At 64.7% G+C, this 21,944-nt stretch carries 19 protein-coding genes and 1 tRNA gene; 6 read left to right on the top strand and 14 right to left on the bottom strand.

Features of this window, described 5'->3' with window-relative positions:
• Positions 1–16: 16 nt before the first annotated feature.
• A complete protein-coding gene (gene murU / locus AC1Z32_RS25490) occupies positions 17–718 on the bottom strand; it encodes an N-acetylmuramate alpha-1-phosphate uridylyltransferase MurU (protein WP_483481514.1) in 702 nt (233 codons plus the stop codon).
• 6 nt (positions 719–724) lie between these two features.
• On the bottom strand, positions 725–1,750 hold the full coding sequence (locus AC1Z32_RS25485; protein WP_483481513.1) for an aminoglycoside phosphotransferase family protein: 1,026 nt from the start codon (positions 1,748–1,750) through the stop codon (positions 725–727).
• Between the two features lie 227 nt (positions 1,751–1,977).
• On the opposite strand from AC1Z32_RS25485, the gene AC1Z32_RS25480 reads away from it, so the two are divergent.
• The 4 genes from AC1Z32_RS25480 (at position 1,978) to rsmA (ending at position 7,690) form a co-directional block, all read left to right on the top strand.
• Complete coding sequence (locus tag AC1Z32_RS25480) at positions 1,978–4,368, top strand: LPS-assembly protein LptD (RefSeq protein ID WP_483481512.1); 2,391 nt, start codon at positions 1,978–1,980, stop codon at positions 4,366–4,368.
• Positions 4,369–4,495: 127 nt separating this feature from the next.
• The gene (locus tag AC1Z32_RS25475; RefSeq protein WP_483481511.1) at positions 4,496–5,857 is read left to right on the top strand and encodes a peptidylprolyl isomerase; all 1,362 of its coding nucleotides are present in this window, start codon (positions 4,496–4,498) and stop codon (positions 5,855–5,857) included.
• Positions 5,858–5,864: 7 nt separating this feature from the next.
• Positions 5,865–6,848 carry a 4-hydroxythreonine-4-phosphate dehydrogenase PdxA gene (pdxA, locus tag AC1Z32_RS25470; protein ID WP_483481510.1) on the top strand — a complete coding sequence of 328 codons (984 nt, stop codon included), beginning with the start codon at positions 5,865–5,867 and terminating at the stop codon, positions 6,846–6,848.
• 26 nt (positions 6,849–6,874) lie between these two features.
• Positions 6,875–7,690 carry a 16S rRNA (adenine(1518)-N(6)/adenine(1519)-N(6))-dimethyltransferase RsmA gene (gene rsmA / locus AC1Z32_RS25465; RefSeq protein ID WP_062605298.1) on the top strand — a complete coding sequence of 272 codons (816 nt, stop codon included), beginning with the start codon at positions 6,875–6,877 and terminating at the stop codon, positions 7,688–7,690.
• On the opposite strand, the gene AC1Z32_RS25460 is transcribed toward rsmA, so the two are convergent.
• Positions 7,672–7,926: a hypothetical protein gene (locus AC1Z32_RS25460; protein WP_483481509.1), complete on the bottom strand. Its 255-nt coding sequence runs from the start codon at positions 7,924–7,926 to the stop codon at positions 7,672–7,674. The genes rsmA and AC1Z32_RS25460 overlap by 19 nt on opposite strands.
• Positions 7,927–8,099: 173 nt before the next feature.
• On the opposite strand from AC1Z32_RS25460, the gene AC1Z32_RS25455 reads away from it, so the two are divergent.
• Together AC1Z32_RS25455 and AC1Z32_RS25450 are read left to right on the top strand one after the other, a co-directional pair.
• Positions 8,100–9,356, top strand: a complete 1,257-nt coding sequence (locus AC1Z32_RS25455) for a metallophosphoesterase family protein (protein ID WP_483481508.1) — start codon at positions 8,100–8,102, stop codon at positions 9,354–9,356.
• A 3-nt stretch (positions 9,357–9,359) separates the two neighbouring features.
• The gene (locus AC1Z32_RS25450; RefSeq protein ID WP_483481507.1) at positions 9,360–12,821 is read left to right on the top strand and encodes an ATP-binding protein; all 3,462 of its coding nucleotides are present in this window, start codon (positions 9,360–9,362) and stop codon (positions 12,819–12,821) included.
• 6 nt (positions 12,822–12,827) lie between these two features.
• Here AC1Z32_RS25450 and AC1Z32_RS25445 read toward each other — a convergent pair whose 3' ends face one another.
• The 11 genes from AC1Z32_RS25445 to ydfG form a co-directional block, all read right to left on the bottom strand.
• Positions 12,828–13,643, bottom strand: a complete 816-nt coding sequence (locus AC1Z32_RS25445) for an SIR2 family NAD-dependent protein deacylase (RefSeq protein ID WP_483481506.1) — start codon at positions 13,641–13,643, stop codon at positions 12,828–12,830.
• Complete coding sequence (locus AC1Z32_RS25440; RefSeq protein WP_483481505.1) at positions 13,640–14,713, bottom strand: helix-turn-helix transcriptional regulator; 1,074 nt, start codon at positions 14,711–14,713, stop codon at positions 13,640–13,642. The genes AC1Z32_RS25445 and AC1Z32_RS25440 overlap by 4 nt, the downstream gene beginning before the upstream one ends.
• Positions 14,714–15,112: 399 nt before the next feature.
• Positions 15,113–15,188, bottom strand: a tRNA-Lys gene (locus AC1Z32_RS25435).
• 149 nt (positions 15,189–15,337) lie between these two features.
• Positions 15,338–16,087 (bottom strand): tol-pal system protein YbgF, encoded by a 750-nt coding sequence (gene ybgF, locus AC1Z32_RS25430; RefSeq protein WP_483481504.1) that lies wholly within the window; start codon positions 16,085–16,087, stop codon positions 15,338–15,340.
• A 27-nt stretch (positions 16,088–16,114) separates the two neighbouring features.
• Positions 16,115–16,621, bottom strand: coding sequence for a peptidoglycan-associated lipoprotein Pal (gene pal / locus AC1Z32_RS25425; RefSeq protein WP_062605315.1), 507 nt, complete (start codon positions 16,619–16,621; stop codon positions 16,115–16,117).
• A gap of 55 nt (positions 16,622–16,676) precedes the next feature.
• Positions 16,677–17,969 carry a Tol-Pal system beta propeller repeat protein TolB gene (tolB, locus tag AC1Z32_RS25420; protein ID WP_062605318.1) on the bottom strand — a complete coding sequence of 431 codons (1,293 nt, stop codon included), beginning with the start codon at positions 17,967–17,969 and terminating at the stop codon, positions 16,677–16,679.
• A 137-nt stretch (positions 17,970–18,106) separates the two neighbouring features.
• Complete coding sequence (tolA, locus tag AC1Z32_RS25415) at positions 18,107–19,210, bottom strand: cell envelope integrity protein TolA (RefSeq protein ID WP_483481503.1); 1,104 nt, start codon at positions 19,208–19,210, stop codon at positions 18,107–18,109.
• The gene (tolR, locus tag AC1Z32_RS25410; RefSeq protein WP_483481502.1) at positions 19,207–19,650 is read right to left on the bottom strand and encodes a protein TolR; all 444 of its coding nucleotides are present in this window, start codon (positions 19,648–19,650) and stop codon (positions 19,207–19,209) included. Before tolR ends, tolA begins: the two co-directional genes overlap by 4 nt.
• 16 nt (positions 19,651–19,666) lie before the next feature.
• A complete protein-coding gene (gene tolQ, locus AC1Z32_RS25405) occupies positions 19,667–20,344 on the bottom strand; it encodes a protein TolQ (protein WP_008342801.1) in 678 nt (225 codons plus the stop codon).
• A 164-nt stretch (positions 20,345–20,508) separates the two neighbouring features.
• The gene (ybgC, locus tag AC1Z32_RS25400; RefSeq protein ID WP_483481501.1) at positions 20,509–20,967 is read right to left on the bottom strand and encodes a tol-pal system-associated acyl-CoA thioesterase; all 459 of its coding nucleotides are present in this window, start codon (positions 20,965–20,967) and stop codon (positions 20,509–20,511) included.
• Positions 20,968–21,094: 127 nt separating this feature from the next.
• Positions 21,095–21,841 carry a bifunctional NADP-dependent 3-hydroxy acid dehydrogenase/3-hydroxypropionate dehydrogenase YdfG gene (gene ydfG, locus AC1Z32_RS25395; RefSeq protein WP_483481500.1) on the bottom strand — a complete coding sequence of 249 codons (747 nt, stop codon included), beginning with the start codon at positions 21,839–21,841 and terminating at the stop codon, positions 21,095–21,097.
• Positions 21,842–21,944: the final 103 nt, after the last annotated feature.

Here is a 21,944-nt window from a genome sequence, read left to right as displayed (position 1 = left end):
TCCCATTCCCGGGCGCTCAGCGGCTGCGCTGTTCTCGGTCGAGTGCTTCCAGCTGCGCGGGCGTGCCGACATTCTCCCAGCGGCCTGTGTAAAGCTCGCCGCTCGCGCGTCCCGCCGCGACGGCTGCGCGGTAGTAAGGCGTGAGCGCGCGGCGCGTGCCGGGTGCGAGATCGCGAAACATGCGCGTGTCGTAGAGGCCGATGTTGCCGAAGGTGAAGCGCGGCTCGCCATCGAGCGCGAGCGTGCCGTCGTGCAAAGCGAAATCGCCTTTGGGATGAAACGGCGGGTTCGGCACCATCACGAGATGCATGCCGGGTTCGTCGCGTGTTTCCAGCGCTGTGGCGCGGTCACGCAAGGTCGCGTAATCGAAATCGCAGAAGACGTCGCCGCTCACCGCGATGAACACGCCATCCCCGATCAGATGCAGCGCCTGCGCGATGCCGCCCGCCGTTTCCAGCGCCTCGGTCTCGGGCGAATAGCGCAATTCGACGCCCCAACGCGAGCCACGCCCGAGCGCCTTTTCCATCTGCTCGCCGAGCCACGCATGATTGATGACGATCGTTTGCACGCCTGCCGCCGCGAGGCGCTCGATCTGCCACACGATGAGCGGCTTGCCACCGGCTTCGAGCAACGGTTTCGGACAGGTATCGGTGAGCGGGCGCATGCGTTCGCCGCGTCCGGCGGCGAAGATCATCGCCGTTTTCAAAGCGTGCGTCATCGTGATTTAAAAGGTATAGCCGACTTCGACCGCGCGGCCTTCCAGCGAATCGAGCAGCCGCGCGAACGGCCACAGCGGCGCATAGCGCTCGGCGACCTTGCGCGCATAGCCGATGAAGCGCGGCAGATCGGCGAGATAACGCGGCTTGCCGTCGCGATAGTGAATGCGCGCGAAAAGACCGAGCACCTTGATATGGCGCTGCAGGCCCATCCATTCGAGCTGGCGGTAGAACTCGCCGAAATCCGGATCGACCGGAAGCCCGGCTTTCTTCGCGCGCTCCCAGTAATAGGCGACGCAATCGAGCTGAAACTCTTCGTCCCAGCTGATGAACGCGTCGCGCATCAACGACGCCATGTCGTAGGTGATCGGGCCGTACACCGCGTCCTGGAAGTCCAGCACGCCGGGATTTGGCTCGCACACCATCAGATTGCGCGGCATGTAGTCACGCAGCATGAAGGTTTGCGGCTGCGCGAGCGCGCTCTGCACGAGCAGCGCGAACGTTTCGTCGAGCGTCTTGCGCTCGTCGGCGGTGACTTCCCGGCCCAGATGGCGGCCGATGAACCACTCGGGCAGCAGTTCCATCTCGCGGCGCAGAAACGCTTGGTCGAAGACCGGCAGCACGCCTTCGCGCGCGGTTTGCTGGAATTGGATCAGCGTGTCGATCGCGGAGCGCATCAAAGGACGCGCGTTTTTCTCGTCGAGAACGGAAATGTAAGTCGTCGTGCCGAGATCGGTCACGAGCATGAAGCCGGCGTCGAAATCGGCTTCGAGAATTTTTGGCACGTGCACGTTCGCCGCTTCGAGCAGACCTGCGACTTGCACGAACTCCCGGCACTTTTCCGGCGGCGGCGCATCGACGGCGATGAGGGTCTTGCCGAACGTCGAATCGCTTTCCAGCCGGAAATAGCGGCGAAAGCTTGCATCGGCGGAGGCGGGAGCGAGACTCACGAGGTTCAGCCGGTAGTGTCCGGTGAAATTGTCGAGCCACGAGCGGAGTTGGTTCAGGCGGGCGTCGGAAGGAATGTGCGTCATAAATTCGAGGGGCCAAACATCTTGCCATATAATACCCCACGACTTTTTTAAGCGATCCGTTTCACGCCTGGCGCCAGGCCCCCGACGACTGTGAGCGTCACCGTTCGATGGAGTGTCGTTCCCGCTTGGCAAGGACCGTCAAGTTCGTGACTGTGGGAAGGGCGCGGCCGCCTGCCCGGCGGCATCGGGCGCGTGGGACGCGAACGGGATCGAACCGCCACCCATACATGCCGCCACGACAGTTTCCCGTATCGAAAATCCAAGGCGACGCTCAGCCACGCAGGCGGCGGCTCGTCGTCGCGCTTCTGTCCGTTCCGGGTCTGATGCCCGCTCTCGCGCACGCCCAGCTCGGGGGCGACGCCGCTTATCCGCAGCCGCTCGACGGCCCCGGCAGCCTGCGCCTCGCGCCGCAACTGGAAGAACGCCCGCTGCAAAACGGCCAGCAGCCTTCGACATTCCTTCTGAGCGACAAGGCCACCGGCACCACCGACGAGGACATGGCGGCGAAGGGCTCGGCGGAGATCAGGCGCACGGTGACGGTCATCAAGGGCGACGCGCTGCATTACGACCAGGATACGGACATGGCCGATGCTTTCGGCAATGTCAGGCTGATCAACAACGGCGTGTCGTTCGTCGGTCCTGAGGCGCATCTGAAGGTGGAGGCGAACGAAGGGTTCATGACCACCCCGAAGTACCACTTCAACCTGACGGGCGGATCGGGCAGCGCCGAGCGCGCCGACATGATCGACAACGAGCGGGCGCGCATCGATCACGGCACGTACACGGCCTGCCAGTGCGAATCCGATCCGGCCTGGTACATCAAGGGCTCATCGTTCGATTTCGACACCGGCGCCGAAGAGGGCATCGCGCATAACGGCGTGCTGTTCTTCCAGGGCGTGCCGGTTTTCGGAAGCCCGTGGCTGTCGTTTCCGCTCACCGGCGATCGTCGCAGCGGCCTGTTGCCGCCGACCTTCTCGCTCAGCTCGACGACCGGCTTCGAAGCGACGATTCCGTACTATTTCAACATCGCGCCGAATCGCGATCTGACCGTCACGCCGCGCATCATGACGCGGCGCGGCGTGCTGGGCGAAGCGACCTTCCGCTATCTGTCGCCCACTTACTCGGGCTCGTTCACCGGCGACTTTCTGCCGAACGACCGCGAGACGCACACGAACCGTTATGCGATCTTCTGGCAGCATCGCCAGAATTTCGGCAACGGGTTCGGCGGCTACATCAATTACAACAAGGTTTCGGACGATCAGTATCCGGAAGACCTGGGCAACGCGTCGAACCAGTTCCTGAATGGCACGCAACTGCTGTATCAGCAGGAAGCGGGGCTCACTTACAACAACGGCCCGTGGTCGGTGCTCGCGCGCGAGCAACGCTGGCAGACGCTGCAACCGTCGGTTCCGCCGTACGCGCGCGAGCCGCAGGTGAACGTTCAGTACAACAAGTACAACGTCGGCGGCTTCGATTACGGCGCGGAACTGGACGCGACGCGCTTCACGATCACCACCGACGGCGCGACCGACGGCAACCGGCTGTACTTCAATCCGTACCTCAGCTACGGGATCAATGCGCCGGGCTACTTCGTCACGCCGAAGGTGCAGTGGCACTTCGCGTCGTACGACCTGAGCCATATCGCGACGACGCAGGTGGCGGGTTCGTCGCCGCCGGTGACGGGGCAGCCCAAGAATTTCACCGAATCGATTCCGACCATCAGCTTCGACACGGGTCTCGTGTTCGACCGCTCGGTGCGGCTTTTCGGGCAGGATTACATCCAGACGCTGGAGCCGCGGCTCTACTACGTCTACACGCCGTATCACAATCAGGACTTCGCGCCGATCTTCGATACTGCCGAAGCCGACTTCGGCCTGGCCGAGATCTACACGCCGAACACGTTCGTCGGCAACGACCGGATCGCCGACGCGAACCGCATCACCGCGGGCCTGACGACGCGCTTCATCAACCCGGCGACGGGCGACGAGCGTGCGCGTTTCGTCATCGCGCAGCAGTATTATTTCCAGAGTCAGCGCGTCACGATCACGCCGGGCCAACTGCCCGAGCAGGCGAAGCACTCCGACCTGATCGCGGGCGCGGCTATCAAGCTCGGAGCCGGTTTCGCCTCGGAGACGGCGTTCCAATATAATGTCGACAACAACCAGCTCGTGCGCTCGAGCATCGGTTTCGCGTTCAGTCCGGGCGAGCGCAGGGTGATCAACGTCGGTTACCGCTACACGCGTTCGAACCAGACCACCCTGGTGAACGAGCCGATCAACCAGATTCTGTTGTCCGGCGAGTGGCCGCTCACGAACCGCCTCTACGCCGTCGGCCGCGTAAACTATGATCTCGCGAGCCATCGTCTCGTCGACGGGCTGCTGGGCTTCCAGTACGATGCCGACTGCTGGGCGTTCGGCTTCGGCATGCAGCGTTACGCCAACGGCGTGAATACGCAGGGCCAGCCTTCGTCGGGCACGCGCGTGCTCGCGCAATTGACGTTCAAGGGCTTGTCGAATGTCGACAACGGCCTCGTCAGCGCATTCCGCGCGAGCGTCCAGGGTTATCAGCCGCCGCCTCCGGCCGCGCCTCCGCTCGCCCGGTACAGCGATTACGAGTAAGCCGCAACGCTCGCCCGCGCGCGGTATCCAATGTGACAGGCAGTGAATGGCGGCCCCGGCGCCGCACGCAGGGTGGAACACACAAGTAGGACACGATCGGGTGCAGCCCGTATTTGATGGAGTATCTGTGGCAAACGTGAATATGTTTCGATCGACGGCAATCGCAGCGGGCGTGCTCGCTGCCGCGCTGATCCTGAATTCGCCGGCCGGTGCGCAGGCGTTGTCGAATCGCAATGCGCAAGTCGCCGATTCCGTCGTCGCGGTGGTGAACGACGGCGTCATCACGCAGCGCGAACTCGAAGACCGCACCGCGCTCATCGCCAAGCGTCTGCAGCAGCAGAACGCGCCGGTGCCGCCCGCGGCCCAGATGCAGCAGCAGGTGCTCGATCAGATGGTCCTCGAGCGCATCCAGCTCCAGCGTGCGAAGGAAGACGGCATCAACATCGACGACGCGACCGTGAACCGCACGCTCCAGCGTCTCGCGCAGCAAAATCAGATGACGCTCGAAGTCTATCGCGCACGCATCGAGGCGCAGGGCGTGCCCTGGTCCACCTTCATGCGCGACGCGCGCACGGAACTCACGCTCTCCAAGCTGCGCGAGAAGGAAGTGGACAGCAAGGTCACCGTGTCCGACGGCGAAGTCGCGAACTACATCGCGAGCCAGCGCGGTCCGGGCGCGCGCAACACGAGCGATCTGCATCTTCAGCACATCATGTTCAAGCTCGCGCCGAATGCGCCGGAAAGCGACGTCGCGAAGGTCCAGGCCCAGGCCGACGCCGTGCTCAAGCAGGCGCAAGGCGGCGAGGATTTCAGCAAGCTCGCCAAGCAGAACTCGCAGGACACCGATGCAGGCAAGGGCGGCGATCTCGGCTTCCGCGCGCCGGCCTCGCTGCCTGCGGGCATCGTGAATGCGGTATCGACGCTGCGTCCGGGTCAGGTCGTGCCCACGCTTCTGCGCACCGACGGTGGCTTTGAGATCATCAAGCTGGTGGATCGCCGCGCGAGTCAGGGCACGGCCGCCGATGCGCCCAAGCTCGTGCAGACGCACGTGCGCCATATCCTGCTGCGTGTGTCGGACGGCATGTCGGAACAGACCGCGCGTCAAAAGTTGCTCGACATCAAGCAGCAAGTGATCGCAGGCGGCGATTTCGCCAATTTCGCGCGCACGTACTCGCAGGACGGCTCGGCGTCGCAAGGCGGCGATCTCGGCTGGATCAGCCCGGGCGAAACGGTGCCGGAGTTCGAGCGCGCGATGAACAATCTTCAGGACAACGCCGTCAGCGATCCCGTGCGAAGCGAATACGGTTATCACCTGATCCAGGTGCTCGGCCGTCGCGACGCGGAAGGCTCGGCGACGAAGCAGCTCGATATCGCGCGTCAGGCCATCGGCCAGCGCAAGGCCGAGCAGGCGTATTCCGACTGGCTGCGCGAACTGCGCGACACCGCGTACGTGCAGTACAAGGGCATCGCGGCCCAGCAGCCGCAATAGCAATAACATGAGTGCCGTCGACACCCGACCGCTTCACATCGCCATTACGACTGGCGAGCCTGCCGGTGTCGGCCCGGAACTGACGGCGGCGGCGCTCAGAGAGGCGCGCGAGCGCTGGCCGTCGGCGCGCTTCACGGTGCTCGGCGATCGTGACTTGCTGACGTCGCGCGCAGGCGGTGCGTGGCCCGCCGTGGGCGATGTCATCGAAATCGAGCATCACGCGCTTGCCGTGCCCGCCGAGCCGGGCAAGCTGAATGCGGCGAACGGGCGCTACGTGCTCGGTCTGCTCGATGCCGCGATCGACGGCGCGGTTTCGGGCCGCTTCGACGCCATCGTCACCGCGCCGCTGCAAAAGAGCACGATCAACGATGCCGGTGTTCCCTTCACCGGCCACACCGAATATCTCGCCGAGCGCACGCATACGCCGCGCGTCGTGATGATGCTCGCGGGTTCGAGCGAGCGTCCGTTGCGCGTCGCGCTCGCGACCACGCATCTGCCGCTGAAGGATGTGTCCGCGGCGCTCAGCATCGACGGCCTCGTCGAAACGCTCACCATCATCGATCACGATCTGCGCGCGCATTTCGGCTTGCCCGCGCCGCGCATTCTCGTGACCGGGCTCAATCCGCACGCGGGCGAAAACGGCTATCTGGGCCGCGAGGAAATCGACGTCATCACGCCCGCGCTGGAACGCGCCCGCGCGCTCGGCATCGATGCGCCGGGTCCGTATCCCGCCGATACGCTGTTCCAGCCGCGCTATCTGAAAGACGCCGATTGCGTGCTCGCCATGTTCCACGATCAGGGCTTGCCGGTGCTGAAATACGCGACCTTCGGCGAAGGCATCAACGTGACGCTCGGCTTGCCGATCATCCGCACGTCGGTGGATCACGGCACCGCGCTCGATCTCGCGGGCACGGGCCGCGCCGATCCGGGCAGCATGATCGCCGCGATCGACGCCGCCGTCACGATGGCGCGGCACAAGCGCAGCGCCTGAACTCGCGCGCATTCATTCGAATCAGTATGTCGACCAAACATCAAGGCCATTTCGCGCGCAAGCGCTTCGGGCAGAACTTTCTCGTCGATCAAGGTGTGATCGATTCCATCGTCGATGCGATCTCGCCGAAGCGCGGCGAGCGCATGGTCGAGATCGGGCCGGGGCTCGCCGCGCTCACCGAGCCGCTGATCGAGCGTCTTGCCACGCCCGAATCGCCGCTGCATGCCGTGGAACTGGACCGCGATCTGATCGGACGGCTAGAGAAGCGCTTCGGTGACAGGCTCGTCGTGCATTCGGCGGACGCGCTCGACTTCGATTTCGGCGTGCTCGCGCTCGAAGGTGAGAAGCCCACGCTGCGCATCGTCGGGAATCTGCCGTACAACATTTCGAGCCCGCTGCTTTTCCACCTGACGACGTTCGCGCACAAGGTTGTCGACCAGCACTTCATGCTGCAGGACGAAGTGGTCGAACGCATGATCGCGGAGCCCGCGAGCAAGGACTACGGGCGTCTTTCGGTGATGCTGCAATACCGCTACGTGATGGACAAGCTGATCGACGTGCCGCCCGAGTCGTTCAATCCGCCGCCGAAGGTGAATTCCGCGATCGTGCGGATGATTCCGTTCGCGCCGCACGAGCTGCCCGAAGTCGATGACACCGTGCTTTCGGACGTGGTGAAGGCCGCGTTCGCGCAGCGTCGCAAGGTGCTGCGCAACAACCTGAGCGCGTACCGCGACACGATCGATTTCGATGCGCTCGGCTTCGATCTCGCGCGCCGCGCCGAGGAAGTGCCGGTCGCGGAATTCGTCGCGCTGGCGCAGGCGGTTCAGCGCTCGAAAGCCTGAACGCAGCCGGAATCCGCGAGCAGTTTCATCAACCGTTCCAGCCGCGCGCGCTGGTCGCGCTGCAAGCCGCGCGTCGCGCTCACCTGCCGCACGCGCGTGCGCCAATAGGTCTGCCCGAACAGCGAATTCGCGCCTTCCGCCGACAGCACGCGCTCCAGATGCCCGATCGCGGCATCGATATTCCTGGGCGTGTACGGGCTCGTGATCGTGGCGTCTCGCTCGAGTGTTTCGTTCATCGTTCTGGCCTCGTGTCGCGTTGAATCCGAGCGATGAATTCTGGGAGCGAGGCGGGACATTTCACGTCTCGAAGCGTCGGGCGAAACCGGGACGCGATGTGTCCGAAACGGCTGCTATGATCGTCGTCCGCATCGATGCGGGGCAGAAAGACATCCTTCAAGGGAGACAGCGCATGCGCTTCATACACGCGGCGGATATTCATCTCGACAGCCCGTTGCACGGCCTTTCCGCCTACGCGGACGCACCTGCCGACATGCTGCGCAACGCCACGCGCGAGGCCTTCTCGAAGCTCGTGTCGGTGGCCGTCGACGAGCAGGTCGATTTCATGGTGATCGCAGGCGATCTCTATGACGGCACCTGGCGCGATCACAACACGGGCATCTTCTTCTGCCGCGAGATGGGACGGCTGCGCCGCGCGGGCATTGCTGTCTACGTGCTCTTCGGCAATCACGACGCCGAAAGCGAAATGACGAGCCAGCTTCAATTGCCCGACAACGTCCACACGTTCTCGACGCGCAAGCCGCAGACCTTTCGCATCGACACGCTGAAGGTCGCGCTGCACGGCCACAGCTTCAAGGAGAAGGCGGTCACGACGAATCTCGTCACCGCATATCCGTCGCCGGTCGCGGGCTACTTCAACATCGGCGTGCTGCATACCGCGCTCGAAGGCGGCTCGATGCACGCGAGCTACGCGCCGTGCTCGGTCGCCGAACTACACGCGAAGGAATATCACTACTGGGCGCTCGGCCACGTCCACGATTACGCCATCTGGCAGGAAGCGTCGACCATCGTGTTTCCGGGCAATCTGCAAGGACGCAACATCCGCGAGACGGGCCGGCGCGGCGCGGTGCTCGTCACGGTGTCGGACACGGAAGAGGTGAGCGTCGAGCGGCTTTTCATCGACGTGCTGCGCTGGGAGTCGGTCACCGTGGATGCGTCGCAGGCGAGCACGCTCGATGAAGTGGCGCTCGCCATCGGGCGTGAGCTCGAAGCGCTCGTCGAGTCGGCGGCGTCGCCGGTGCCGCACGCGGTGCGCGTGACGATCACTGGCGCGACGCAGGCGCATGGCGAACTGTTCGGCCTGGCAACGCAACTGCGCGCCGAAGTGCTCGGGCAGATCGCAGCGATCAGCCACGACCGCCTCTGGCTCGAAAAAGTGAAGATCGCGACCGAGCCGCTCGCGCACAGCGAACCGGCAACCGGGCGCATCGATGCGCTCGCCGATCTTCATGGCCTCTTGATCGAGGCCGAATCCGACCCGGAGTTTCTGAGCATGCTGAAGGAAAGACTCTTTGCGTTGGCGTCACAGGCGCCGAGCGAATTGCAGAAGTCCGTGCCCGAACTCGACCACGTGCGCAACGGCGAACTCGCGAAGCTCGTGAGCGAGGTGCGTTCGGGCCTGATCGCGCAACTCGCGGACGCGGAGTAGGCCATGCGTATCGGTAAGCTCGAACTCATCCGCTACGGCAAGTTCACCGATCACGCCGTCGAGTTTCCAACGGCGGAGCTCGATTTCCACTTCGTCGTCGGTCCGAACGAGGCCGGCAAGTCGACCATCAAGAACGCGATATCGGAACTGCTGTTCGGCATGCCGCACAGCTCGCCGCTCGCGTTCGTGCATCCGCAGAGCGATTTGCGTCTCGGCGCGTCGATCGAAGCGGGCGGCGAGACGTTCGCGTTTCATCGCACCAAGAGCCGCAAATCATCGCTCAGTGCGCTGAACGGCGATGCGCTGCCCGCCGATGCCCTGGCCACGTTTCTCGGCGCGGCCGACAAGAGCTTCTTCGAGCAGATGTACTGCCTCAATCACGAGGCGCTTCGCCGCGGCGGCGAGGCCATTCTCGATGCGTCGAGCGATGTCGGGCAGGTGCTGTTCCAGTCGGCGGCGGGCATCGCGAGTCTCGGTGACGTGCGTCAGCGTCTCGCGGACGAGGCCGACAAGCTCTGGGCGAAGCGCAAGTCGGGCGACCGCGCGTACTACATCGGCCTGAAGCAATACGACGAAGCCACCGCCGAGCTGAAGACCGCGAGCGTGAGAACGACGCAGTGGCGTCGCGCGCATGGGGCCGTTGAAGAGGCGGAGGAGAAGAGCCGCGAGCAAGAAACGCGCCGCGTGGAACTCGAAGCGCAGCGCGGCAAGCTGGAGCGGGTGAGGCGCGTCGCGCCTTATCTGAACGTGTGGCGCGAGAAGGCGGCGGAGCTGCGCGAACTGGGCGACGTCGTCGATCTGCCCGCGAACGCCGAAGCGACGTTGCAAAACGCGCTGACGCGGCTCGCGACGGCGCAAGGCGCGCTCGATGTGCACGCGAAAACCGCGGAGCAATTGCAGACGGATCTGGCGGCGGTGCGCGTCGATCGCGCGTTGCTGGCGGCAGAAGCGCGCATTCGGGCGCTCGACGGGATGCGACAGCGCTGCGCGAATCACGCGAACGACATCGCCCGGCTCGAACAGGAAGTCGCGCTGCGCCTGCGGCAGATCGCGCAGGACGGCGCGCAACTCGGCTGGCCGCAAGACGAAGCGGGCGCGCGGCGCGCGATGCCCGGCGCGCTCGCGCTCCAGACGGTCACGAGCCTGATGCTCGAACGCGGCGAACTGGAACTCGCGGCACGCAACGCGGAGCAGGCAGCCGAAGCATGTGCGGCGCAGATCGACGCGCTGAAAGCGAAGCTCGCGGCGATCGCGAGCGGGGACGTATCGCCGGGCCTGCGCGCGGCGTTGCGTGCCGCGCAGAAGTATCGCGACGCGGGCGCGGCGAAGCAGCGCCTCGACGACGCGAAGCGTGACGCGGCGCACATGCTCGAAGCAGCGATTGCGTCGCTCGGTCGATGGTCGCGGCCGATCGCCGAGCTGAAGGCGATGACGCTGCCGGCAGCGGAGCGCATCGCCGCGTTGCGCACGGAACGGCTGGATCTGATGTCGCGGGTGACGCTCGCGGCGGACCGTGCGAGGGAGGCGCAGGACACGCTCCACGCGACGCGCGCGGAACTCGACGATCTCGTCGAAGCGCACGATGTCGTGACCGGCGATCAGGTGCGCGATGCACGCGCCACACGCGATGCGGCATGGCGCGCGATCAAATCCGGCGACGTGGCGCCCGGTGAAGGCGCGCCCGGCTTCGAGCATGCGATGCACGCGGCGGATGGCCTGGCGGATCGCCAGCTTGGCTCGGTCGGCCACGCGACGCAGCTCGCGGCGTTGAAGCGGCGTATCGCGAGCGAGCAATCGACGCTCGCGCGGCGCGAAGAAAGCGTGCGCGAAGCCGAGTCGTCGTTGACGGTGTTCGACGAAGCGTGGCGCGCGCTCGCGGCACAAACGCAGCTCGCAGAGATGTCGCTGGACGATGCGCCGTCGTGGCTCGCATCGCGCGACAAGGCGCTGGCGGCGGCGCAGACGCTTGATGCACGCACGGAAGAATTCGCGCGCGAATCCGCCGATGCCGACGCGCGCCGCAGCGAGCTCGCGCGGCATCTGGAAGAAGCGGGCGCGCGCATCGACGCGGACGCCGGTCTCGGCATGCTGTGCGACGGGGCCGAAGCCCATATCGGCGCAATCGACGAGGCAGCTGTGACGCGGCGCCACGTCGCGACGCAGCTCGACGAAGCGCACGCCGAGCGCATCGCGCGGCAAGGCGCGGCGAAAGCGGCTCGCGAAGCATTCGAGCGCTGGCAGCGCGAGTGGTCGGCGGCGATCGCGAAGGCGGGTCTCGCGAACGCGGCGGATTCGCAGGCGGCGGCCGAAGCGGCCATCGACATCGCGAAGAAGATCGGCGAGCAGCTGACACAGATCGACGCGATGCGCAGCGGCCAGATCGACACGATGCGCGCGGCGCTCGCCGCGCTCGACGCCGATGCGTCACAGCTTGCGCGCGAACTCGACGAATCCCTCGCCACGCTCGGCGCGCACGCGATCGCGACGGAATTGTCGGCGCGCCTGGATCGCGCGTGCGCCGCGCAAACCGAGCTGGAGCGCCTGAAGAAACGACACGCACAGGCGACGGAGCAGGTGAGCCAAGCCCGTGCGGACGTCGAAGAGGCGAACGCAACGCTGCGTCCGCTCTACGAACGGGCCCGTGTCGATGCGCCCGACGCGCTCGCGGTCCTGATCGCGCAATCGCAGAAAAAGCGCGAGCTGACCGCCGCCGTCGACGACGCGCGCGCCGCGCTCATCAAGGGCGGCGACGGCCTGACGCTCGACGAGCTCGTCGCGGAAGTCGAGGACGCCGACATGCCGAACGTGCAGGCCGAGCTTTCGCGCATCGGCGCTGCGCTGTCCGAGTCGGTGAGAATCGCGAGCGAAAGCGCGGCCGCGCTCGGCACCGCGCGCCGCGAACTCGACGCGATCGCAGGCGAAGCGAACGCCGCGCGCGCCGAAGCGAAGCGCCAGGAAGCGCTCGCCGTCATGGCCGATGCCGCCGAGCGCTTCGTGAAGGTCGAGACGGCATCGACGCTGCTGAAGTGGGCGATCGACCGTTATCGCGAGCGTCGTCAGGGCCCGATGCTCTCGCGCGCGAGCACGATCTTCTCGGAACTCACGCTCGGCACGTTCTCACGCCTCGTCGTCGATTACGACCGTCAGCCGATGGCGCTGTCCGCGATCCGCGCCAGCGGCGAGCACGTCGAGATCGCGGGCATGAGCGAAGGCACGCGCGATCAGCTTTATCTCGCGCTGCGGCTGGCGGCGCTGGAGGAGCATGGCGAGAAGGCGTCGGCGCTGCCGTTCGTCGCCGACGATCTCTTCATCAATTTCGACGATGGCCGCGCGCGCGCCGGGCTGCGCGTGCTCGCGCACATCGCAAGACGCACGCAGGTGATCTTTCTGAGCCACCACGATCATCTGGTCGATATCGTTCGCGACGTGTTCGGACCCGAAGTCAACGTGCGCTACATGGGCTGACACGCTTCAGGCGCGCAGCATGCCGTCGAGGCGCAGCAAGGTTTCGCGCGCGCCGCCCGCGATGCCGACGCCCGGCGCAATCGCATGCTCGCGCGGATTGATGCGGATGACGCGCGGCCCGTTGCGCTCACTGAAGCGCCTCACCGTGGGCAGCGTGCGGCCGGCGCCGAGCTCCACGACGACGAGCCTTGCGACGCCATCGAGCCACGCGTCGAGCCGCTGCGCCTGCCGCGCCGAGCGCGTCTCGATCCAGCTCCAGTCGCCGAACATGAGGATGTTCGGACGCGCGAGCGCGTGGCAATGCGGACAGCGCGGCATCGCGTTGACGAGCTCGCAGCGGCGCTCGTCGACGATGGGATCGAAACCGTCGGCGGGCCAGATGTCGTTCATGCAGGCGTCGATGCATTGCAGCGCGTCGATCGCGCCGTGACACTCGGCCACGCGCTCGGGCGCGAAGCCCGCACGCTGGAACTGGCCGTCGACATTGCTCGTGAAGACGAACGCGCCGCGCGGCATGCGCGCAGCCCAGCGCTTCAGCACATGAAAGCCGTCATGCGGCGAGATCGAGCGATACAGCGCAAGCCGATGCCCATAAAAACCCCACGCGAGCCGCGGATGACGCACGAAGCCTTCAGGGTTCGCCATTTCCTCGAACGAAAAGCCGTGATGCCGCAGCGCCGGATAGGCGCGCCAGAACCCTTCAGGGCCGCGAAAAGCCGGCAGCCCGGAGTCGACGCCCATGCCCGCGCCGGCGGTGATCAGCAAGCCATCGGCTTCGCGGAGCCATTCGGCGGCCTGCTCGAAGATCGCGGCTTGGTTCATTGCGCGTCGCCCTGACCATAGCGCCGCGCGAGCTTCCGATAGTCTTCGGCGAATTCGTCGCGCAAACCGTGAGGCGCGAGAATCTCGACACCCGCGCCGAGCGCGCGCAGCCACCAGCGCAGCTTGAGACTCGGCGTCACGGTGCCTGTGACCTTCATGCGGCCATCGGGAAGCATGTCGATTTGCTGATCCTTCGACATCGGCGATTCGCGTAACTGATTGCCGGCGTTGCCGTCGAAAGCGAGTTCGAGACGCACCGGCGGCTCGGGCAGGAAGTCGAACACCTGCTGCGTTTCGATGTATTTGCGCAGCTTGAAGTCTTCCGGGTACGTGAACGAAGCGCCGGATTCCGTCACCGAGCGGATGCGGTCGAGCCGGTAGAGCGTGCGCATCCACTCCGTTTCGCCCTTTTCCGGACGCGGTGCGCGATTCGGGTCTTGCGCGACCATGTACATCACGCCGGCCGATTCGACGAGCGCGAGCGGCCAGAGCGTCCTCGTTCTCGGCTCGTTGCCTGGCTCGCTCTTGTAGGCGGCGCGGTATTGCACGAGCAGTTCGCGCTCGAAGAAGGTGGCGGTCGCGACGGTCTGGAAGATCTCCGGACGCAGCTTCGGCCGAATCAGCGTGAAGGCGCCATCGACGGAATCGATCTTGTCCGCCCATGCCCGGTAGATGCGGCTGTCGGCCTTTTCCTGCGACAGCCGCGCTTCGGCCGCCTTGAAGAGCGGATCGATGTCGCGCGTGACGGCGTTCGGCAGCTTGTTGCCCGCGAAGCGCTGCAGGATGTGAAACGCGACCGCCTCCGACGCGCTCATCAGGCCGCTCACGCCTTCCTGCAAGCCGTGCAGCCATGGCTTGCGCTGCCAGAGCAGCTCGCGCCCGTTGATCATCGACACGACACGCGCGTCAGCTTCGAGCGCGCTCAGGTGGCGCTGCACCTTCTTCGTATAGCCGACGCGATGGCCGCGCTCTTCAAGCCGCCGGCGCACTTCGGGCGTCGAAAGCCAGGCAGTCGCGTCCCGTTCGGTAGGCAGCACGCGGAGGATGGCTTCGTCGAGGCTGGAGGTCATGGGGCTCGGAAAGAAGAGTGTCGATCTCGATTATAGGGACGATCGAGACAGAAGGTGTCTTGATGGCACAGGAGGTGAATCGCGCTGCTTTTATCCGGCTATGACGCTAGGGAATCCGTAGTAATAGTGGATGCGAGTGGTTTATCCGCCTTTTCTAGACGTCTGCGGAAGGTGGCACGTCTTAGATGCCGATTGAATTGATTGAGAACCGCAGGTGCGGCGCGCAATGGGAACGTCGGACTGAGGAAAAGCGTCGGTGGCGCAGGGCGCACCGATGCGTGCGGGCGGCTACTGAAGATATGGCGCTAAGCAAGCCGGCCATCGTTAATCGGTTGTCTACAAGAAATCCACAAAGCAAAAAGCCCAGTCGCGATGACTGGGCTTTCTACTTGTTTCTTTTGGTAGGCCGTACGGGATTCGAACCTGTGACCAACGGATTAAAAGTCCGCTGCTCTACCAGCTGAGCTAACGACCCGAAAGAGGCAAAATTATAATCGGCGGTTCGGAGTTTTGTCAACCCTTCGCCGAAGAACAGCCGAAACTTCGAGAGAAAACGCCCGCAGCTTTCATTGCCCGCGGGCATTCTCTTCGAGAGGCGCGAAACACAGGCGCCGGACACACCGCTTACTTCACCTGCGACATCTTGCTCTGCGCGGTCTGCGCGACTTCCGTACCGCCGTACTGCGAGATGATCTGCTGCAGCGTCTGCTTTGCAGCCGCCTTCTGGCCTTGCTCGATCTGGTTGTTCGCGATAGCGAGCAACGCCTCGGGCGCTCGCGGATGCGTCGGATACTGCTTCACCAGGTCCTGCCAGATCGCCGTCGATCCCTTGTAGTCACGCTGAGCGTACAAGGCATTGCCGAGCCAGTACCGCGCCGTGGGCTGATACGGGCTCTGCGGATACTTCGCCACGAACGCCTTGAATGAGGCCGCGGCGTTCTTGTAGTCACCGTTACGGAATTGAGTCGACGCTGCGTTGAACGCTTCCGTCTCGCCAGGCTGCACCGAACCGGTCATGCCGTCGATCGTCTCCTGCTGCGGCTCGAATTTCTTCATGCGCGAGTCGAGATCGGCGTAGTAGTCCTTCTGCTGCTTCTGCAGCGTCGCGACCTGATTGGCCAGATCCTCGTTCTGGCCGCGAACCGTGGCGACCTGCTGATTGAGCTGGTCGATACGATTTTGCTGATCGAGGATCGTTCGCTGCGCGGCCTGCAACTGATTGGACAGGCTATCAGTCTTCGTGCGCAGATCGAGCACGGCTTTGCGTGCCTCGTTGTCGTCGAAGACGCCGGCGTGCGCGGGCACGCTCAGCATCGTCGAACCGAGCACGCATGCGGCTGCGGCCACGCGCAGCAAGGGGAAGCGATACAACATAGGGCGACTCACCCGTGTCTGGTTACGTTACTGTTGATAGACGAGGTCGGCGCGGCGATTCTGCGCCCACGACGATTCGTCGTGACCCGTCGCCATCGGCTTTTCCTTGCCGAGGCTCACGGCTTCCATCTGCGTATCGGCCACACCCATCAGCGACATTGCGCGACGCACGGCTTCCGCACGCTTTTGGCCGAGCGCGAGGTTGTACTCGCTCGTGCCACGCTCGTCGGTGTTGCCCTGGATCAGGACGTGACGCTCCGGATGGCTCTTCAGGTACGACGAGTGTTGCTGCAGCAGCGGCTGATAGTCGTCCTTCACGGCGTAGCTGTCGAAGTCGAAATAGATGCTGCGCTTGGCGAGCGGGCTGTTCGGGTCGTTCAGCGGATCGATGTTGACCTGCTTCACGTCCGTCGGGTTCGGCTGCGTGCCGACTGCACCCTTGTTCTGGCCTTCGTCGAGCTTCACGCCCGAGTGACACGCCGCCAATGCGCCGACCATCGCAACTGCCAGGCCGATACGAAGTTTCGACATCATGGTACCTCTCCTTGTGTTGTAGCTGAACGTTGTCTTTGAAACGTTATTGCTGAACTTATTGCATGAACGGACCCCAGGACGGCTCGCGCACCACACCGCCCTGAACAGACAAGACTTGCCGCGTACGACCGTCGGTCGAAACGGCTGCCAACACGCCACGTCCGTTCACTTGGGTGGCGTAGAGGATGTACTGACCATTCGCCGCGAAGCTCGGCGATTCGTCATGCGTCGTGTCGGTCAGCCCCGTCGCCGTGCCGGACGAAAGGTCCTGCAGATACAGCTTGAAGCCGCCGCCAGTGCGCGAAATGTACGCGAGTTGCTTGCCGTCCGGGCTCACGCGCGGGCTCGTGTTGTAGCTGCCCGCAAACGTGACCCGCTGGGCCGCGCCGGCGCTTTCCCCCGCCGCCGGCATCTTGTAGATCTGCGGTTGGCCGCCGCGATCGCTCGTGAAGTAGATGGAGTTGCCATCGGGCGAGAAGGCCGGCTCGGTATCGATGGAACTGCCTTGTGTGAGACGGCGCAGGCCGGAGCCGTCTGCGTTGACTTCGAAAATCTGCGTGTTGCCGGTGCGCGAGAGCGCGACCGCGAGCTTGCGGCCGTCAGGCGACCACGCCGGCGCACTGTTGTTGCCCTTCTGGTTCGACACGACGACGCGACGGCCCGTAGGCAGATCGTGGATGTAGACCACCGGCTTCTTCTTCTCGAAGGAGACGTACGCGACCTTCGTGCCGTCCGGCGACCATGCCGGCGAGATGATCGGCTCCGGGCTGGAGAGGGCGATCTTCGCGTCCTGGCCGTCCGAGTCCGAAATCTGCAATTGATAACGGCCGCCCGTCTGAATGACGTAGGACAGGCGCGTCGCGAAAACGCCGCGGCCGCCGAGCAGCTTCGCGTAGATGTAGTCCGCGATCTTGTGCGCGCTCATGCGCAGGCCGCTTTCGGCGCTGACGAGCGACAGGCCGCCGAGGTTCTGCTGCTTGACGGTGTCGTAGAGACGGAAGCGCACTTCGTACTGGCCGTTCGGCAGCTTGTTCACGCTGCCCGACACGAACGCGTCGGCGCCTTTCGCCTTCCACGCGCCGAGATCGACCGAATCGCCTTCGGCGACGGGCGTGCCGCCCGCGTCGATATTCGTGAACTTGCCGCTTCTCTGCAGATCCTGGCGAATGATCGCGCTGACCTGCTGCGCCGAACTCGCTTCGTTGGCGAAATTGGCCGTCGCGATCGGAAACTGGGTCGAACCGACGCCGGTCACGAGTACGTTCAACTGGGCGTGTGCGGCGGTGCCGGCTGCGATCAGGCAGGACGCGACCAGCGTTTTCAGGCCAAGCTTCGTCATCAAACTCATGCTGTATAGGTTCCAGATAAAAGCGTTTTCAGGTGTCCGCGGACTTCAGAAAAGACCCGCGGTCGCACAATTCGTTCCCGCTGCTTAATGGCCGCTTTCACTGCCATTTTTGCCCGGACTCCGCAGGATTCGGGCGATCAACCACCCGCCGGACGCAGCGTGATCGTGAAGCGATCGGGCGCCTTGCCGTCGATATCCACCGGCATCGGATCCGAACGCTGCACCGCGCGCAACGCAGCCTGATCCCACTGCTCGTTGCCGCTGGAGCGGGTGATATTCGCAGAAAGCAGCGTGCCGGTTGGCGAGCAGCGGACCGACACCACGGTCTCGAGTCCGGCGGTTTCGCCCGCCCACACGATGTTCGGCCGCACGCGCCGCTGCACCTTCTCGGCATAGCCGGGCGAGGTCGCATTGCCGCCCGCGCCCTTGCCGGTGCCGCTCTTCGCGAGGCCTTCGCCGCTGCCGGCCGTGCCGCCGCCCAACTGACCTTGCAGCGCGGAGAGACGCGCCTTGCGCTCGGCATCGAGCTTGGCCTTCGCTTCCGCGTCGGCCTTGGCTTTCGCCTGCGCGGCAGCTTTCGCCTTCGCGTCGGCTTCAGCCTTGGCCTTGGCTTGCGCGTCGGCCTTCGCCTTGGCTTCCTGCTGTTCCTTTTCCTTCTCTTTCTGCTCTTTCAACTGCTCCTGCTTCTGCGCTTCGGCTTGCTGCTGACGCTGCTTGTCCTGCTGCGCCTTCTGTTGCTGCTGCTTTTGCAGTTCGGCCTGACGCTGCTGCTCGATCTGCTTCTGCTTTTCCTGCATCGCCTTCTGCTGCGCGGCCTGCGCCGCGAGTTGCTGCTGGCGCTTTTCTTCCGCTTCCTGGCGAGCCTGCTCCTGCTGGCGGCGCTGTTCCGCGAGCTGGGCTTCACGCGCGGCCGCTTCCTGCTGCTTGCGCTTCTTTTCCTGCAACGCGATGTCCGCTTCCTCGTCCTTCGCGGGCGGCGGGGCGGGCTGCACCTTGACCGGCGCCGGCGGCGGCGGGGCAGGGCGGGGCGTCGGCGTCGACGTATCGGGAATCTCGGTCCAGATTTCGGCTTCCGCGCCCGCCGGCGTGTTGTTCTGCCAGTTGATGCCGTGGTACAGCAGCCAGCCGAGCAGCAGGTGCATCAACGCCGCGAGCGCGAACGCCTTGCCCGTGCCGCGCTCGCGCGGCGGGCGGATCGGTCGCGCGGACGATGCGCGTGTCTGCCTGTGCAAGAGGGTCATTGCGATTTGACGAGCAATCCGACGCGCTTCACGCCGCGCGCCTTCATATCGGACATCACGTTCATCACGACTTCATACTTCACGGTCTTGTCCGCCGCGATCACGACGGGCTGATCCGGATGCGACTCCTGACGATTGAGCACGAAGGTGTTGAGCTCGTCCTTCGACATTTTCTGCTCCTGCGTCGCGCCGCCTTCTTCCTTGTAGCGGACGTTCATGCTGCCGTCCGCCTTGATGTTGATGACGAGCGGCGGCTGCTGCTCCTGCGGCTGCGCGTTGCCGACCGTCGGCAGATTGATGATGGACGGCGAAACGAGCGGCGCCGTCACCATGAAAATGACGAGCAGCACGAGCATCACGTCGATATACGGCACGACGTTGATGTCGGACATCGCGCGGCGCGAACTGCCGCGCATGCTGGAACGAATGGGGCCTGCCATCGCGGACTCCTTTCTCTTAGTGCGCCTGGCGCTGCAGGATGTTGGAGAACTCTTCGATGAAGGTCTCGAAGCGGATCGCCAGGCGATCGATATCGTGCGCGTAGCGGTTGTACGCGACCACCGCCGGAATCGCGGCGAAGAGGCCGATCGCGGTGGCGACGAGCGCCTCGGCGATGCCCGGCGCCACGTTCGCGAGCGTTGCCTGCTGGACGTTGGCCAGGCCGCGGAATGAATTCATGATCCCCCAGACCGTGCCGAAGAGACCGATATACGGACTGACCGAGCCGACCGATGCGAGAAACGCGAGATTCGCTTCGAGCACGTCCATCTCGCGCTGGAAGGCGGCGCGCATCGCGCGGCGGGAGCCGTCGAGGATCGCGCCCGGATCGGTGATGCGGCGCTCCTTGCCCTTCAGGAATTCGCGCATGCCGGATTCAAAGATACGCTCCAGCGCGCCGATGGTGTGGCGATTGTTCGCCGCGCTCTGGTAAAGCGCCTGCAAATCGCCGCCCGACCAGAAATCGCGCTCGAAGCGCTCGGTTTGCGCTCGTGCGCGGCGAATGGCGAACCACTTGCGGAAGATGAAAGTCCACGACAGGAGCGACAGCAGCAGGAGCAGCGCCATCACGGCCTGCGCGAGCAGGCTCGCGTGAACGACGAGAGAAATGATCGACAGGTCTTGTGTATTGTTCATAAAGGTCCGCTGTTACGTCCCGAAGAGGGCGTCCGGTCAAAGCGTCATGCTTTCGTGAAAGGAATGTGAATCAAACGAAAGCCGCGCCGTGCCCGGCTCATGCTCGTTAATGCTTTCTCTGTTCCCGATGCCAGTTTCGCTTCGGGGTGCGATGTGCTCATCGGTCAGACTCGATCAGGGTTTGCGCCGCATGATGCGCTGGCGGGCGCGTGCGGGCCGCGTTTCAATCCGTCGAGCACTGCGTCGGGGATGGCTGCCGGGCGGATCGACGCGCGATCCACCGAGGCGACGCGGATGTCGCCGGTCGCGAGCAGCACGCCGTCGCGCCACGCTTCCTGATGAAAATCCACCGACGCGCGGCCAAGCCGGCCGATGCGGCTCACGACACGAATGACGTCATCGAGGCGCGCCGGCGACGTATATTCGACAGCCGTGCGTCTCACGACGAACACGATGCCGTTCGAATCCGCGAGACGCTGCTGGTCGATGCCGCACGCGCGCAGCCATTCGGTGCGCGCCCGCTCGAAGAACTTCAGGTAGTTCGCATAGAAGACGATGCCGCCGGCGTCGGTGTCCTCGTAATACACCCGAACCGGCCACTCGAAAATCAACGAATCACTCACCTTTGCGCCGCTCCGCTCGCGCGGAGGCTCTCAAACCCGCTCCGGCTCGCTTTTTGACAAATATTCATCGGCGGCATTTTACCGGAACCGGAAGCACGACCGCCAAATCCTTAGGCAGATATCGGAATCAGCCGCGGTGAATTTGCAACGGTGCGAACGTCTGCGCGATCGGCATCATCTCGATTGCGTTGATGTTCACGTGCGCCGGGCGCGTGGCGATCCAGTAGATCGCATCGGCGATGTCCTCGGGCGTGAGCGCCTGCGTGTCCTTATATACAGTCGCCGCCTTCGTGTCGTCGCCCTTGAAGCGCACGTTGGAGAACTCGGTGCCCCCGACGAGCCCCGGCTCGATATCGGTCACGCGCAGCGCGGTGCCGGCGACGTCGGCGCGCAGATTCAGGCTGAACTGCCGCACGAACGCCTTGGTCGCGCCATACACATTGCCGCCCGAGTACGGATACGTGCCCGCCACCGATCCGATGTTGAACACGTGCCCGCGATTGCGCTCGACCATGCCCGGCAGGATCGCATGTGTGACGGTCACGAGACCCGTGCAATTCGTCTCGATCATGCTTTTCCAGTCATCGAGATTCGCGCGTTGCGCTGGCTCGAGGCCGAGCGCGAGGCCCGCGTTGTTCACGAGCACGTCGATTTGCGCGAACGCCTCCGGCAGCGCGGCGATGGCATTCCTGACCGCGCTTTCGTCGCGCACGTCGAGCTCGACCGGCAAGAGCGCGTCGCCGAGCTCGTTCGACAGCGCGACGAGGCGCTCCTTGCGGCGCGCGGCCGCGATCACGCGATGTCCGCCCCTGACGAAAGTGCGGGCGATGGCGGCGCCGAATCCGGCCGACGCGCCGGTGACGAAAACGATCATGAGCGGACTCCGAATGAATTGCGATGAGTAGAGCCGGAGCGCATCCGGCAACGGCGCAAAGGGTACTTCCATTGATGCGGCGCGGCAAGCAATCTCGGGCGCG

It is taken from the genome of Caballeronia sp. 11_S32, from assembly GCF_056930355.1.
This window is presented reverse-complemented; position numbering and strand designations above follow the sequence as displayed.